Raw genomic sequence first — 13,738 nt, 5'->3', positions numbered from 1 at the left:
CATGGCCCAGCCGCCGCACGATCCGTCGTTCGACCCGTTCAGCCCCGAGCCGGCCGCGCCGCCGACAGCGTTCGGCCCGCCGTCGCGTCCGTTACCCCCGCCGCCCCAACCGCGGCCCGGCTTCCCGCCACCGCGACCCGGGTTCCCGCCGCCGCCACCGCGGCCCGCACCGCCGGTGCAATCTCAAGTCTCGCGTCACCCGCCGCCGGCCTTCCCCGCGGCGGCGCCGCCCACCCGCGCGGCCGCGTCGCCCGCCACCGTGTTCGGCGGCAGCTACGCCCTCGGCGGCATCGCGGCGCTGCTGATCAGCGCGGCCATCGCGGTGCTGGCGTCGATCCCGAGTTTCCGCGCGCAGCCGGGCGGGCCGCCCGGGCCGCTGCTGGTCGGCGGGGCGTCCGCGCTGGTGGTCGTCGCCGCGGCGGTGGTGTCGCTGGGCGTGCTCGACGAGCGCGGCCGCCGCTGGGCGCGGGTCGCCAGCTGGGTCGTCTGCGGCGTCGCCGTCGGAGCGGCGGCGGCCGTCCTCGCGTTCGACCCGGCACGCTCCGTCGCGTGGTTCGCCCAGCTGCTCCAGGTGGGCGCCGTCGTGACGGTCATCCTCGCCGTCGCGGCCGCGGTCCTGCTGGCACTGCCCCCGTCGAACGCCTACTTCGGCGGCGCCACCAAACCGAAACCGCTTGCAATACCAGGGTTTCCGCCTCCGACGGCCTTCGCGCAACCGGCCGCCGGCCCCGCACCGCCGCCGGCGGCGACACCGCGCGACGACCACGACTTCGACCCGTTCTCATGACGGCCAACTGGCCCGGCCCCGGCTGGCCAAATCCCTTCGACCCGCACGCGCCCCCACCCGCTGCGCCGCCGCCACCGGCGCCCGAGGTCAACACCCTGGCCACCCTGTCGGTGGTGTTCGCGTTCCTGCTGGCGCCGGTCGGCGCGGTGCTGGGCCATTTCGCACTGCGCGACATCCGCCGACGCGACGAGCCCGGCCGCAACCGCGCACTGGTCGGGCTGACGCTGTCGTACGTGTTCACCATCCTGGCGGTCGTGGCGGTCGTGCTGTGGACCACCCTCGGCGACCGGCACGGTGGCCAACCCGCGCGGCCGGCCCCCGGCGGCACCGCGGCTGCCGCGCCGGCGCCGAGCGCAGCGCCGCCCGAGCCGTCGGTGACGGCCGCCGGTCTGCAGTCGCTGGTGCTCACCCCCGAGGACGTCGCCGACCTCATCAAGGCGCCCGACATGTACCCGATCAGAACCTGGACGCAGACCCACGACCTACAACCGGGCGACAGCTTCGCCCCACCCGAATGCACCGACGCCGTGTTTAACGGCTTGACCGCCTCCTATCGCGATAGCGGGTACCGCGCGATCTACGGGGTGGACCTCAGTCAGCACACCAACGGCTTTCCGCATGGGGTGTCCGAGTTCGTGGCGACGTTCGACAATGCCGCCGCCGCAAAGAGTTCGTGGCCAGCACCGTCAACCACATCCGCGGTTGCGCAGGCAAGCCGCTGACCTACGCGCACGGCGGCGTCTCCGGCGTGTACACCGTCGGGGCCCCCGTCGAAGCGGGCCCCGTGACGTCGATACGCACCCCGTTGAGCGCGGTGCTGCAAAACGGCCGGTCCACCGACGTCGGCAGCCAGGACACGGCCGCGCTGCGGGCCGTGGCGGCCAAGGCGAACGTCGTGGTCGACGTCGACGTCATCGGCCGCAATCTCGGCGATGACGCGGCCGCCATCGTGTCCGGCATCCTGGGCCGCATCCCGAGCTGAGCGGCGCTAGAGCACCTTGACGTCGGCGGGTGTCCAGAACGCCCGCATCGACGTGATCTTGGCGTCCTCGTCGAACGCCATGATCGAGATAGGGGAGATGCGGGTCCGGGTGCCGCCCGCGTCGAGCGTGAGGTGCCAGAAGAATGCGACTTCGCTTCCCACAGCCCGGATTTCGGCGAGTTCGGTCTCTTTCTTCATGTCCTGGAATCCGGCGTAGAACTCGCGGATCGACTCCGGGCCGCGCCGCAGGTCCGAGCCGATCGGGTCCTCGACGGTGGCGTCGGCGGCGTACAGGGCGACGATCTCGTCGGCGGTCCCCGTGGCGACGAGGTCGAGGTAGCGATGAACGGTCTGCGCAATGGCTTCCTGGGACGGCATGGCTTGCGACGCTACACCGGCCGCATGGGCGGCGATACTGGCTGCGTGACTTTCATCGAACGCCTCGCCAGCCGCGAGGTCTACCGGAACCCGTGGATGGTGCTGCGGGAGGACGACATCCGCCGCCCCGACGGCAGTCCGGGTATCTACGGCGTGATCGACAAGCCGACCTACGCGCTGGTTCTGCCTTTCGACGGGCGGCGATTTCGGCTGGTCGAGCAGTACCGCTACCCGCTGGGCGCGCGGCGCTGGGAGTTCCCCCAGGGGACCGCGCCCGATCTCGCCGACGCGGAGCCGGCGGAGCTGGCCGCGCGCGAGCTGCGCGAGGAAACGGGATTGTCGGCAACGTCGTTCGAGGCGCTCGGGCTGCTCGACGTCGCTCCGGGAATGACCAGCCAGCGTGGCTGGGTGTTCCTGGCCACCGGGATCGCCGAGGGGGAGGCGAACCGCGAACACGAGGAGCAAGACATGCGCAGCGCATGGTTCACGCGCGAGGAGGTCGAACGGATGATCCGCTCGGGGGAGCTGGTCGACGCGCAATCCCTCGCCGCCTACGCGCTGTTCTTGCTGCGTCGGCCGTGAACCGGCGGCGCGATCGTGTCCGCGCCGATACCTGGCCGCGTCGTCGACCCGTCACCATGAACCGGTGGACCGGCGGGCGGGTCAACGTGCCGTCGCGGCGCTGAGCACCGCGATTGTCTCCCTCATAGCTTTGGGGTGGCCGGCCCGGGCGGCCGCACCCGCCTGGAACGGGACGTACTCGTTGGTGCGCTACGCGGCCGACAAGTCGGGCACCAGCGTGGCCGCCGCCCAGGCCGAACCGACCTTTCGCGCCGACTACCTGTTCGTCACCAGCTGTGCGTCAGGTCGCTGCGTGGCGACCGCGACCAACGGTCCCGTCCCGAAGAACCCGACGCTGCCCCAGCCCTCGCGCTACGTCTGGGACGGCGCCAGGTGGGTCGAACACTTCGATTTCCAGTGGGATTGCTACATGGGTGCGGGCGTCCCGAAGGCGTGGGCGCCCGCGAGGTCGTGGGCGTTCTACACGCCGCAGGCCGACGGGTCGTTGCGCGGGACGTGGCACACCGACATCGCCGACGGCCCCTGCAAGGGCAGCGTGGAGATGCCGGTGGCCGCGATCGCCGCGGCGTGAGCCGGGTGAGCCCGGACGATTACGGGCAGTAATTCGATTCCGCGGCGCTGACGATCGCGGTCGCGTCCCCGTAGGAGAAGGAGCTGTTCAGGCCGGACTTGACGTCGTTGGCCAGCTCGTCCGGGGTCTTGCCCGCGGCGCGGTCCGAGCAGATGGCGTGGCCGAGCGAGATCAGCGAGCTTTCGCCGCCCGACTGCCACGTCACGCCGATCTTCTTCAGTTGGGCCAGGTAACCGTCGTCGTCGGCGGCGGCGACTCCGCTACCCACGGTCAGCGCGGCAGCAACCACGGCCGGAATCGCTAATAAGGGAAGTCGGCAAATGGACATCTCGTTGTCTCTTTCGTTCGGTGAGGGGTTAACGGCATCATTATGCAGCCCGCACTATGAGTGCGCGCGGCGATTGTGCAAAGGCTGGCAAACTGAAACGCGGTCGGCGATGTCGGCGCACAGCAATGTGCGTCAGGGCGCGGGCCGGCGGTGGCGCATCAACCGCTGCACGCCCGATGCCGTTGCGCCGCAACGCGTTGCGCGAGTCACTCCGGGGACGGTGTCATCGAAGCGATGTAGTAGGTCTCGTGGCCCGTCGGGTAACCGCCGCCGTCGGTCGCGATGTGGACGTGGTCGTAGTGGTTGGCGGTCTCCGAGCCCAGATCCGCCGTCCAGTTGCCCGCGCCGACACCCGGATAGATCTTCTGGCGCCAGATCACGTGGTTGATGCCCCACCGCTTGGCGTTGGCCAGCGCGTATCCGGCAATCTGGTTGCCCAGCTCGATGCCTTCGGGGCTGTGCGGATTCGGGATCATCACGTCGATCGCCAAGCCCTTCGGGTGCCACGGCAACGGGTCCTCCCGGTAGCCGTAGATGGTGGTGATCTGCGGGAAGAGCACGCCGATGGCCCGGGCCGCCCAGATGGTCTTGACCTGCAGCCGCTCCTCGGGCGCGACGCCGTGGGGCAACGGGAACTGGAACTGCTGGCCGCCCGCGGGCGGGGCCCCGGCCAGGGCCGCAAGGGCCTGCGCCTCTTCGGGCGTGGCGGTCCGCGGCGCGTTGGGCGGCGCGGGCGCCGCCGCTGGAACCGACGTCGCGCTGGACGGGGCCGCCGCCGGTGGTTCGATGTGGCGCGGCTTTGCGCCCTGGGCGTAGACCATGCCGGCCGACAACACGAGCGAGGCCGCCACCGCCAGCCAGCGTCCCCGCCCGTTGGCCAACAGCTTTGTGCCCATGAGCAGGAGCTTAACGTCGGGTGAGACGTGTCGGGCCCGTTTTCACTCGGCCGGGAGCAGCGTGCGCACGACGCGCGTGCCCTGGCGACGGAACTGGTGGGCGGGCCGGCGCAGGGCGGCGACCACACCATCGGGGCGCACGACGACGCCGCCACCGGAGGGGATGCCGAGGCCCGTCCCGCCGAACGCCTGGATCGCGCGCGTGAGCCGCGCCCAGTCGTCTCGTTCGTCGTGGGCGTCGACCACCATCGGCACGAGCCGGAGCAGTTCGAGTCCGTCCGGTTCCGGGGCGCAGAGCCCGAGCTGGACGGCGCCGGCCGAGACCCCGACCAGGACCGCCCCGGCGGCGTGCCGGTCGAGGAGGACGTCGCGCATGCCGGTTTCGACGAACGTGTCCCAGCCGGCCCGCACGTCACCGCCGGCGAGAACGATCAACCGTGCGCGTCCCAGGAAGGCGCGGTCCACCGCGCCGAACGACGAGTCGATCATCCGGCGGTCCGTGACGCCGATGGCGTCGACGGCGGCCTCGAAGATCTCGTAGAACTCGCGGCGATCGCCATTCGACGCGCCGATGTAGGCCGCGCTCACCGGCGCGTCGTGCGGCAGGCCGGCGACCGCCGCCTCGAGGAGCGGCCGATCGCGCTGCGCCCAGAACAGCAGCTGGCTGTCGGCCAGCAGGTAGAGCGGTTGCCGCGGGGCCGCGCCGCCCGGCGGGACGGTCATCCGAGGTAGGCGTCGGCCCAGGCGCCGATGATCCGCCCCGCCCGGTGGGCTTGGCCGCGAGCGGTGAGGAAATGATCCGATCCCTCCAACGAGACGAAGCTGCGGGGGTGGCGAGCCAACCGGAAGATCTCACTCGCGTTCTCGATGCCCACCGTGTTGTCGGTGGGCGAGTGCAGGATCAGCAGCGGCAACCGCAAGCCCCGGATCTTGTCGTGCAGCTGCGCCACGCGGACGTCTTCGACGAACGCCCGCTTGAGGGTCAGCGTGCGCCCACCGACCATCCACTCGGCGCTGCCCTCCGTCAGGCAGCGGTCGACGACCGCGTCGTAATGCTTCTCGACATGACTGGGGTCCACCGGCGCGGCGACGGTCACCACCGACCGAACGCCCGGCGAACGGCCCGCCGCGGCGAGCACCGCCGCGCCACCCCACGAGTGCCCGACCAGGATGTCGGCGGGGGAGCCGCGGCTGGTCATGAACTCGCACGCCTTGGTGATGTCGTCGGCCTTGACGGTGAACGAGCCGTCGCCCCAGTCCCCTTCGGAATCACCGAGCCCAAGGGCGTCGAAGCGCAGCATCCCGACGCCGTCGGCGGCCAGCTGCTTGCAGATCCGCGCCGCGGCCGGCGAATCCTTGCCGAGGGTGAAGCCGTGCGCGAACACCCCCCAGCCCCGCACCTCGACGTCCGGCACCTCGACGACGCCTGCCAGCGTCGCGCCAGTCGAACCTTGGAACGTCACACGTTCGCCCATGCTGACGATCTAACCTGCCCGGGCCGACGGTCGTGCGGTCGACACCTGCACGAGCGTTCGTGCGCCCGCCGGGAACAATGGCTGCCGAATCGAGCCATCTACCCGCACGCCTTCGCCACAACGCGGGTGTGCGTGCCGGATCGTCGTCGGCCGCCTCAGCTCGGCCGAATTAAATCCGTTGTGCAACAAACGATGTGGATATGACCACCGGGAAGGCGTCGCGCCGCGTTGGGCCGACGTGGTGGCGGCGCAGTGCGCTCACTCGCAGCCGTATTCGAGCTGGCGTGGCGTCCGCGTACAAGTCAGCCTCTGCGGGCGACGTCTTGGCTCAGGATCTGGGGCCAGGTTTCCACATCGGCCGGAACGTGCGCCACGGTGAGCGTTGACCGCGGCATCAGTGCGGCAAGCGATTCCGCCGTCGACATCGGGTGCGCCGGGTCGTCGACCCAGGCCAGAATCGTCGTCGGCACATCGATTCGTGCGACCGCTTCGCGAGCGGGCAGGTCGCTGAGAGCCGCGCCTCGAAACAGTGACGGCAGCAGCGCGTCGGCCACATCGGGAACTGTTTCGGGCGCGTCAACCATGGTCGGCGGCGGCGTCACTCCACGCGCCGCCGCGATGAATGCCCCGACTCCCTCGGTTTCGATTAATTGGGCCGCAGCCAGGTAATTCGCCGCCTGCGCGGGCCGGGTTTCCCACGCGGTGGCCGGCACCATCAGCGTGAGGCCGGCGAAACGGTCCGGCTCTCGGGCGGCGGCGTGCAGCAGCGTGCCGGTTCCCATGGACGGGCCGACGCCGTGCACTTGTTCGCCGGGAAACCATTCGTCGAGCAGTTGCAAGAGATCCTCGGCGAGGCGTTCCCACCGGTAATCCTGCGGGACCTTGCGTCCAGTCGACTTGCCATGCCCCCGTGCGTCATACCGCAGCAATCGGGTCCCGCTGAGCCCCCTGCCGAGATCGAGATTGAGGACCCGGTCACGAGACCGGCTGGAGGTGAGCCCGTGCAGTTGAACTACCGGATGACCACCCTCGTCGCTCAGTTCCACGGCAAGCTCTGCTCCGGGAACCACGAAAGTGGACATCACGCAACTCTTTTCATGACCCGACGGCTCGCCCCGCGCTGACCGAGCATTCAGGCTATCTGGGGCGTTAGGGTACCGCCATGCGGCTGACCAACGTGGCGCACCTGCGGCTACCCTTCGGACGACTCTGGGGGTACGACGTGTCGGTGTCTGACCTCGGTCGTCAGCTGCCGGTGTCCTTTGACCAGCGCATACACGTCGGTGCGGGCGCGCGACCCGGCTCCTGGATGGCTTTGTCCATTCGGTTGCCCGCGGGGGTCAGCCGCCAATCGTTGGCCGAAGCGTGGCTGGGTGTGATCGACCGCCACGGCACGTTGCGGACGGCATTCACACCCGGGGCGGACGGCGATCCGCAGCTGCATGAGATCGATGTTCGCCCCGGCGAGTGGGTAGAGCATGAGATCGCTGCGGGCCAGGCGGTCAACGACGCACTGCGAATAGTTCTCAATGCGACATGCTCGCCGTATCAGCGGCCTTCGCATCGGTTGTGTGTGTTGGAGACGGCCGCCGGGTCGACGGTGGTGATCGCTGCCGATCACGCCCACGTGGACATGTGGTCGATGCTGGTGATCGCCCGGGACCTGTTGTCGATGCTCGCCGACGCGCGGATCGGACGTACGCCGCCCCTGCAGCCACCGCCGGCATTCGTCGTGCACACGCAAGCACTGTTGGACCGCCCCGTTGCACCGGACCGCGTGCGCGCGCGGTGGGCGCAAATCATCAGCGACAGCGGCGGGGTGATGCCACGGTTTCCGCTGCCGCTGGGTGAGTCCGGGCCGCATCCGGAACGCGTCGAAGTGCGTGACGTGTTCGATGTCGATGACGGCGCCGCGTTCGCCGCGCAGGCACGCAATGACGGTGTCTCGACGTTGGCGCTCGCGGTGGTCGCCATGACTGCGGTGACCCGCGAGTTGGCCGGGGCGCCACTGCGCGCGGTCTTCCCCGTGCACAGCCGATTTGAGGACAGATGGCACGACTCGGTGGGCTGGTTCATCACCAATTCGGTCCTGGAGTCAGAGTGCGCCGAGCCGCACGCCGCTGCCGCGGCCGTCAAAGAAGCTGTGCAGCTGGGCTCCTGGCCACTGGCGGACGTCCTGGCTCCGTGGGGTGGAATGCCCGTCGCAACCGGCATGTTTGCGATTTCCTGGCTGGACCAACGCAGGCTTCCCGTACGCATCGACTCGGTGGGACTCGACGCCCAGTATGTGAGTGCAAGCATCCACACCGACGACGTCATGCTCTGGTTCATTCAGGACGAGTCCGGGCTACATCTGCGATGCCGTTACCCCGATACCGCGGAGGCACGAACCAACGTGGGGGCGTGGCTGGACCTGTTGGTGGCGCGCCTACAGGCACAGGCGCAGTCCTCGGTTCGAGGACTGCTGCGGGTGGCAGGCCGCACGTTTCGTGTGCAACGTGCGACGCGCCAACACGTGGGGGTGATCGCCGAGCTGCTCTCCGATGATGAGTTCGGTCACGATCGCGAAGGCGCCGAACTCGAACGCTACGAGGCGGCCTACGACATCGTCGTTCGCAACCGATCCAACTACCTCGGAGTCGTCCTGAACAGTTCCGACGTGGTCGTCGCGACCGTTCAACTGACCATCATTCCCGGCCTTTCCCGCGGCGGCGCCACCCGGCTGCAGATCGAGGGGCTGCGGGTCGCCAAAGCCGAACGCGGACAGGGTCTCGGTACCGCACTCGTCGAGTGGGCACACAACTACGGCCGAGCACACGGGGCGCGGCTGGCGCAGGTGACCACGGACGGAGCTCGCGAACGAGCCCGGGCGTTCTATTCCCGGCTCGGATACCACGCCGCCCACGTCGGGTTGAAATGCACCATCTGAGTCCGGGTCCTCGGTGCGCTCGACGAGGTCGGCAAAGAACTGACGCTCACGCCTTCGAAAGCGACTGCGCCACAAGGGCCTCGCCGGAGCCGCGCACCACCTGACGGCGTCGCGAACCCACGCTCCGTAGACGCGGGGCTACTTGTCGACGAGGTTGCCGGTCAGCGATTGGGGTGGGCGTAAGCCGAAGTCCCGTCTGGGAACACACAGTTCTCAGTGGCGGGATCCAATTTGCCCGAATATTGCCTGCAGCAATCTTGCATCACGTCGACGATCGTGCCGCCGACAGGCTTCATCTGCGTGTTCACACAATTCTGATAGAGCGGCCCATCGCCGGGAGTGCCGTTCGCCGTGCCGGCAGGTCCCCATGCGAGAGCGACGGCGATCGCTGCCGTCAGCAGGCATCCGACCGTATTCCTGATTGTCATGACCACTCCACGTCGTGTTCAAGGCCGCATTCCGATCGGCGCCCATTCATCCGCTGAAGGCAAGATTTCGGTGCTCATCGTATGCAGGCCGATGCGCATTCCGCCTGCCTTTGCGTCATTGGTCAAAAACACCAACGACTTTTCGGCAGTCAAGACCGGGCGACGGTCGCAATATATCTGTTATCTATTGCGGCGACGGGCCATCATTTCGGCCTTTACGGTTCGGTTCTCGCTGAAGCGCCTACGTCGGCCCAGGCGCAGATTCGGATATGGGACCAAACACGATGTCGTTGTGACCCGGATGACGGAACCTCCGCTGGCGGCATCAACGGATCAAACTCCGATGACTCGCCTCCAGACCCGCTAGGCAAGCCTTGAGTTGAGCAGCATGGCCAGCTAATGAATCCGACCTACCAGCGAAGACGGCGGATCGTTGAGAGATTGTTGGTGCTGCCATCAGGGCGGTCTCTGGAGCATATAGTGGCTGGTGAGAGGCAGTTTTGACCTTGTGCCCCCGCTGCCTTCCGTCACGCCACACGCGCCGACGACAGACATCGTGGCTGACCTGCGACAACAGTTCATGCCTTACCGCAGCCTTCCGCACCCGTTCGCCGGGGTAGTTTCGATCGAGTTGTGACACCGTGGTGACACTGAACACCCCAAATCGCAGGTTGCCAGGTTATCTGAGCCTTCGTCCTCACAGTGACCTTCGATCCCCGGTGTGATCAGTGAGGCCAAGGTGATGGCTGTGCTTATGCATCACGGCAGCCACCCGGCGGGCAACGCTGGCCCCCGGCGTGTCGCATGGTTTCGATACTGACGCGGATGTAAGGCTGAAGTGAGGACAGTGCGAGGAAAGCAGGAGCGGTGACACAACCCGTGCGGGGCCGCGTTCGCCGCCGCCTGCTCCAGTGGTTAAGACAGGAGTTGGAGGCCGCGGCCACCCCGGAGCCTGAGACTGATCCCGATCCCGAACAGGCTTGGAAAGCGCTGACACTAGTTAACGACTGGATTAGGCATAGCGAAGCAAAAGCCGGCGTCGTGCTGACGGCCGCGGGCGTAGCGGGCGGTGTCCTCTACAACTTGATCAAGGACCAGATGGAGGGCCAGCACCGCCTTCCTTGCTACCTCGTAGTGCTTGCCGTGTCCTGCAGCGTGTTCATCTTCGCAGCGGGCGGCTTTGCCGCAGCGGCGCTCATACCGCGACGCAAGATTAGGGGACAACCAGAGGACTTCAGCAACTTGCTCTACTACTCCCATATAGCTCGCCGATTTGCGGATGATGCGCCGTCGTACCACGAAGTACTGAAAGCACTGACGTCTGATCCGCACGAATTAGTGCGCCACATCGCAAATCAGGTGCACGCCAACTCGATCGTCGCGCATCGCAAATTTGAATGCACAAAGTGGGGCATCATCGCTTTGATTGGCGTCCTAGTATTATTGGCGTTTCTCGCGGCATTATTAGGGTGGGCGAAATAATGGAAAGTAACTACAAAGAATACAATTTCTACAGCAGCCTACGCAGAATCGACGAGATACTTGCGACTCCCAGAGGTAACTACGAAGAAGTTGACCAGTTGCCTGATCGGTCGAGGCTGACATTCACCAACGGGTTCTATGCCAATTGCTCTGCAGTGTTTGTCGATCTCCGCGACTCATCCTCGCTGCCCACATACTATCAGCGTCCTGCACTTGCGAAATTGTATCGGGCATACATATCTGAGGTCGTTGCCGTGCTTAATTCTGTTACGAAGACGAAGGAAATCAACATAGTCGGCGACGGAGTTTGGGCAGTAATTAACACTCCCTGGAAATCAGACATAGATGACGTTTTCACCGGCATGTGTAGAATAAACAGCTTAATGAAAGTTTTGAACTGCAAGTTGCGTAAGGCCGGTTATGACAAGGTCGAAATCAAGGCGGGTATTGGCGCCGAATGGGGTCGAGCCTTGATGATTAAGGCTGGTTATGAAGGAAGTGGCATCAACGACGTCGTCTATATGGGCGATGTGGTCAATTATGCGGCGAAATTGGCAGCGAAGGGCAATCAGCGATACGCACCTCCTATGTACATCGGGAATGGATTCGCGGGCAATCTAAACGAAGAAAACCAACTTTTCCTGAAACAGGATTGGACGAACGGTTGCTACACTGCGGACACCGTCATGACACACATGCAAAACTGGTATGACGAGAATTGCACTTAGGCTATCGGTGGGCACGGTTTGACCGTCGCAGCGTTTGTTCTCGGTCTGTTCGGCTTCGGTGTCGGCGTCGCCTCGCTCACCTGGCAGATCTACCCATTTCTCATGCAAGGCGCGCGGCCGAAGCTGACCCCAATCGTCGGCATGGTTATGGCTGGCGGCACGATGAGGGTCACGCACGACGCCACCCTGACCAACGCCCGGCAGTCGTTGGAGATTGCGGCAAAGCAGTTTTCACCCGGTCCGCTAATTGTCGGTGTGAAGGTGGTCAACGCAGGGCGCGCGCAATTTCACGTCGCGGCCTGGGCGATCCGTGCGGACCCGACCGGCGTATCGTTCAACACCCTGGGTGAACAGATCGGATCGCCTGAAGTGCCATGCGACATTCCGGCGGGTGCGGAGCAGATCTTCTTCACCCGCTACGAGGGGGCGCGCAATTTGAAGGTGGGCGCCGACAGCATCGAAGACAAGCCGCACCGGATAGTTGTCACCGTGTCGAGCGGCGGTCGCACCTTCGTTTCCAAACCGATGGCACCGGAGTCGTTGGCGATGAAGGATTTCGCATAGGCCCCGGGGGCGGCGTGCATCCCTCGCAGCACCGGTTCTGTCGCATACGAGTCGCATTCACATGCCTGAGCACCCCATGCGGCACCGAGAATCCGCGCACTCGTTGAGCGTCCGCGCGAAAAATCCGCGTCGCAAAAAAATGTCGACTACCCCGGTGTGGAGTCGGCTGGCCGGGGGCCTCATTTTTTCGGGGTGGGGGCTGCGGCCTTGACCTGCGGCGACGACGCGGGCGCCGCGGCGCGCGTTACGCGCTGACGATGTCGATCACCGCGTCTGCCCGGCACGTGCAGCGTCCACGCGTGCGCTCGTGTGTCGTGACCTGATGAGGCTGGGCTGGCGACGGCGTCTGCCGACCGCGGATGGACGGGCGCTAGATGGCTTGCGGGACTCCACCACCGGCGTCGCCACCCGCCGGCACGCTCACCGTGGCTCGCAACCGGGTGCAGGCCGGCGCGGGCAACGTTGTCGAGGGAGACCCCAAGACCCTCGCGTCACGGCGGACGCTGCCGATCGACGACGGCCTGGTCGGTGTCCTCAAGCGCGCGTCGGCCCGCTACGCGCAGGAACGCCTCGCGCTTGGCGTCGATCACACCGACAGCGGCTACGTGGCGGTCAACGAGGCGGGGGAGCCGTACACGCCGGACGCGCTGACCCGGATGTGGCGCAAGTTGGCCAAGACGGCGGGTGTGCGGCCGATCCGTCTGCACGACGCCCGGCACTCCTGCGGCACCGCGATGCATCTGCGGGGCGTGCCGATCGCGGTCATCGCCGAATGGCTCGGGCACTGCGACCCGGCGACCACTGCGCGTCTGTACACGCACAGCCAGGACGACGCGCTGAAGGCGGCCGGGCAGAGTTTGGGCGCAGTTGTGACATCCTCGTGACACCGAGGCCGGTTCCGGGCCTTCGCGCACCGTGTGAGCCGGCGAAAGTGCTGGTCACCTTGTGCCCCCGGCAGGATTCGAACCTGCGGCCTTCTGCTCCGGAGGCAGACGCTCTATCCCCTGAGCTACGGGGGCGCATGCGAGAACCCGATGCGCCTGTGGGCCTAGACAGACTAACGCATCCGGCGGGCGGGCCGGTCACCGCAATGGATTCGGGGCGGCGGCACCTCAGCCAATAGGATGGACGCTCGTGACCCCCGCCGACCTCGCCGAGCTGCTCAGGAACACCGCCGCCGCGGTGCTCGCCGAGCGTGGGCTGGACGCTTCCGCGCTGCCGCCGGCGGTGACCGTGGAGCGCCCGCGCAACCCCGAGCACGGCGATTACGCCAGCAACCTGGCGCTGCAGGTGGGCAAGAAGGTCGGCGCCAACCCGCGCGAGCTGGCCGGCTGGCTCGCCGAAGCGGTGGCGCAGGCCGACGGCGTCGCCGCCGCCGAGGTCGCCGGGCCCGGTGGGGTTGGCCGACACGAACTCGAGGTTGATCTTGTGCCCCGCCAGCGCCGCGGAGTGACCGTATCCGTCGCCGGCGTCGATGACGTTGTCGACCACCGCGGCCTGCGCCGACGCCTCGAGGCGCAGGTTGATGAAGCCGGGCCCGGCGACCTCGGCGGCGGCGACGCCGTCGGCCTGCGCCACCGCTTCGGCGAGCCAGCCGGCCAGCTCGCG

The 13,738-nt window shown here is 67.0% G+C and carries 15 protein-coding genes, 1 tRNA gene and 2 pseudogenes; 10 read left to right on the top strand and 8 right to left on the bottom strand.

Translation table 11 applies throughout. From position 1 onward, the window contains the following. Window position 1 precedes the first annotated feature (1 nt). Together A5700_RS26450 and A5700_RS01040 are read left to right on the top strand one after the other, a co-directional pair. Window positions 2-787: a hypothetical protein gene (locus tag A5700_RS26450; RefSeq protein ID WP_068204359.1), complete on the top strand. Its 786-nt coding sequence runs from the start codon at window positions 2-4 to the stop codon at window positions 785-787. Further along, window positions 784-1,769 (top strand): annotated as a pseudogene (locus A5700_RS01040) (sensor domain-containing protein). Before A5700_RS26450 ends, A5700_RS01040 begins: the two are co-directional and overlap by 4 nt. A 6-nt stretch (window positions 1,770-1,775) precedes the next feature. Here the strand turns inward: A5700_RS01040 and A5700_RS01030 are convergent. Continuing rightward, a complete protein-coding gene (locus A5700_RS01030; RefSeq protein WP_068068865.1) occupies window positions 1,776-2,147 on the bottom strand; it encodes a nuclear transport factor 2 family protein in 372 nt (123 codons plus the stop codon). Between the two features lie 24 nt (window positions 2,148-2,171). On the opposite strand from A5700_RS01030, the gene A5700_RS01025 reads away from it, so the two are divergent. Next, on the top strand, window positions 2,172-2,729 hold the full coding sequence (locus A5700_RS01025; RefSeq protein WP_068068863.1) for an NUDIX hydrolase: 558 nt from the start codon (window positions 2,172-2,174) through the stop codon (window positions 2,727-2,729). 112 nt (window positions 2,730-2,841) lie between these two features. After that, window positions 2,842-3,300, top strand: a complete 459-nt coding sequence (locus A5700_RS01020; protein WP_156671016.1) for a hypothetical protein — start codon at window positions 2,842-2,844, stop codon at window positions 3,298-3,300. 19 nt (window positions 3,301-3,319) lie between these two features. On the opposite strand, the gene A5700_RS01015 is transcribed toward A5700_RS01020, so the two are convergent. The 5 genes from A5700_RS01015 to A5700_RS00995 all read right to left on the bottom strand — a co-directional run bounded on the left by A5700_RS01015 (window position 3,320) and on the right by A5700_RS00995 (window position 7,081). Further along, window positions 3,320-3,628 (bottom strand): DUF732 domain-containing protein, encoded by a 309-nt coding sequence (locus A5700_RS01015; RefSeq protein WP_068068860.1) that lies wholly within the window; start codon window positions 3,626-3,628, stop codon window positions 3,320-3,322. A 206-nt stretch (window positions 3,629-3,834) separates the two neighbouring features. After that, window positions 3,835-4,524 carry a glycoside hydrolase gene (locus tag A5700_RS01010; RefSeq protein WP_068068857.1) on the bottom strand — a complete coding sequence of 230 codons (690 nt, stop codon included), beginning with the start codon at window positions 4,522-4,524 and terminating at the stop codon, window positions 3,835-3,837. 42 nt (window positions 4,525-4,566) lie between these two features. Beyond that, entirely contained in the window at window positions 4,567-5,247 is a 681-nt protein-coding gene (locus tag A5700_RS01005; protein ID WP_068068856.1) for a Type 1 glutamine amidotransferase-like domain-containing protein, read from the bottom strand. Continuing rightward, entirely contained in the window at window positions 5,244-5,999 is a 756-nt protein-coding gene (locus A5700_RS01000; RefSeq protein ID WP_068068853.1) for a S9 family peptidase, read from the bottom strand. The genes A5700_RS01005 and A5700_RS01000 overlap by 4 nt, the downstream gene beginning before the upstream one ends. 302 nt (window positions 6,000-6,301) lie before the next feature. Continuing rightward, complete coding sequence (locus tag A5700_RS00995) at window positions 6,302-7,081, bottom strand: alpha/beta fold hydrolase (RefSeq protein WP_068068851.1); 780 nt, start codon at window positions 7,079-7,081, stop codon at window positions 6,302-6,304. 80 nt (window positions 7,082-7,161) lie between these two features. Here A5700_RS00995 and A5700_RS00990 point away from each other — a divergent pair, with 80 nt between their 5' ends. Then, on the top strand, window positions 7,162-8,928 hold the full coding sequence (locus A5700_RS00990) for a GNAT family N-acetyltransferase (RefSeq protein ID WP_068068848.1): 1,767 nt from the start codon (window positions 7,162-7,164) through the stop codon (window positions 8,926-8,928). Window positions 8,929-9,089: 161 nt separating this feature from the next. Here the strand turns inward: A5700_RS00990 and A5700_RS25830 are convergent, their stop codons facing one another. Then, complete coding sequence (locus A5700_RS25830) at window positions 9,090-9,356, bottom strand: hypothetical protein (protein WP_156671013.1); 267 nt, start codon at window positions 9,354-9,356, stop codon at window positions 9,090-9,092. 867 nt (window positions 9,357-10,223) lie between these two features. Between A5700_RS25830 and A5700_RS25825 the strand changes: the two genes are divergently transcribed. The 4 genes from A5700_RS25825 (at window position 10,224) to A5700_RS00980 (ending at window position 13,014) form a co-directional block, all read left to right on the top strand. Then, entirely contained in the window at window positions 10,224-10,838 is a 615-nt protein-coding gene (locus tag A5700_RS25825; protein ID WP_156671012.1) for a Pycsar system effector family protein, read from the top strand. Continuing rightward, window positions 10,838-11,566 carry a hypothetical protein gene (locus tag A5700_RS24845; RefSeq protein WP_082960427.1) on the top strand — a complete coding sequence of 243 codons (729 nt, stop codon included), beginning with the start codon at window positions 10,838-10,840 and terminating at the stop codon, window positions 11,564-11,566. The genes A5700_RS25825 and A5700_RS24845 overlap by 1 nt, the downstream gene beginning before the upstream one ends. 18 nt (window positions 11,567-11,584) lie before the next feature. Beyond that, window positions 11,585-12,130 (top strand): hypothetical protein, encoded by a 546-nt coding sequence (locus A5700_RS00985; protein WP_068068845.1) that lies wholly within the window; start codon window positions 11,585-11,587, stop codon window positions 12,128-12,130. A gap of 374 nt (window positions 12,131-12,504) precedes the next feature. Then, the gene (locus tag A5700_RS00980) at window positions 12,505-13,014 is read left to right on the top strand and encodes a site-specific integrase (RefSeq protein WP_231973759.1); all 510 of its coding nucleotides are present in this window, start codon (window positions 12,505-12,507) and stop codon (window positions 13,012-13,014) included. A 62-nt stretch (window positions 13,015-13,076) separates the two neighbouring features. Here the strand turns inward: A5700_RS00980 and A5700_RS00975 are convergent. Continuing rightward, a tRNA-Arg gene (locus tag A5700_RS00975) sits at window positions 13,077-13,149 on the bottom strand. A gap of 115 nt (window positions 13,150-13,264) precedes the next feature. Between A5700_RS00975 and A5700_RS27325 the strand changes: the two are divergent. Beyond that, window positions 13,265-13,525, top strand: a pseudogene (locus A5700_RS27325) (arginine--tRNA ligase); the annotation flags it as partial. Between the last annotated feature and the right edge of the window lie 213 nt (window positions 13,526-13,738).

Origin of the sequence: Mycobacterium sp. E1214, from assembly GCF_001666755.1 — a bacterium.
GTDB lineage: Bacteria > Actinomycetota > Actinomycetes > Mycobacteriales > Mycobacteriaceae > Mycobacterium.
The sequence above is the reverse complement of the archived record's forward strand: the minus strand, read 5'-3'. Positions and strand labels throughout refer to the sequence as shown.

Bases quoted from the DNA above. Each gene is read 5' to 3' on its own strand.
- A5700_RS01025 (WP_068068863.1), top strand. From the start codon at position 2,172: ATGGGCGGCGATACTGGCTGCGTGACTTTCATCGAACGCCTCGCCAGC.
- A5700_RS00980 (WP_231973759.1), top strand. From the start codon at position 12,505: ATGGCTTGCGGGACTCCACCACCGGCGTCGCCACCCGCCGGCACGCTC.
- A5700_RS26450 (WP_068204359.1), top strand. From the start codon at position 2: ATGGCCCAGCCGCCGCACGATCCGTCGTTCGACCCGTTCAGCCCCGAG.
- A5700_RS01015 (WP_068068860.1), bottom strand. From the start codon at position 3,628: ATGTCCATTTGCCGACTTCCCTTATTAGCGATTCCGGCCGTGGTTGCT.
- A5700_RS01010 (WP_068068857.1), bottom strand. From the start codon at position 4,524: ATGGGCACAAAGCTGTTGGCCAACGGGCGGGGACGCTGGCTGGCGGTG.
- A5700_RS24845 (WP_082960427.1), top strand. From the start codon at position 10,838: ATGGAAAGTAACTACAAAGAATACAATTTCTACAGCAGCCTACGCAGA.
- A5700_RS00995 (WP_068068851.1), bottom strand. From the start codon at position 7,081: ATGTCCACTTTCGTGGTTCCCGGAGCAGAGCTTGCCGTGGAACTGAGC.
- A5700_RS00990 (WP_068068848.1), top strand. From the start codon at position 7,162: ATGCGGCTGACCAACGTGGCGCACCTGCGGCTACCCTTCGGACGACTC.
- A5700_RS25830 (WP_156671013.1), bottom strand. From the start codon at position 9,356: ATGACAATCAGGAATACGGTCGGATGCCTGCTGACGGCAGCGATCGCC.
- A5700_RS01000 (WP_068068853.1), bottom strand. From the start codon at position 5,999: ATGGGCGAACGTGTGACGTTCCAAGGTTCGACTGGCGCGACGCTGGCA.
- A5700_RS01005 (WP_068068856.1), bottom strand. From the start codon at position 5,247: ATGACCGTCCCGCCGGGCGGCGCGGCCCCGCGGCAACCGCTCTACCTG.
- A5700_RS01030 (WP_068068865.1), bottom strand. From the start codon at position 2,147: ATGCCGTCCCAGGAAGCCATTGCGCAGACCGTTCATCGCTACCTCGAC.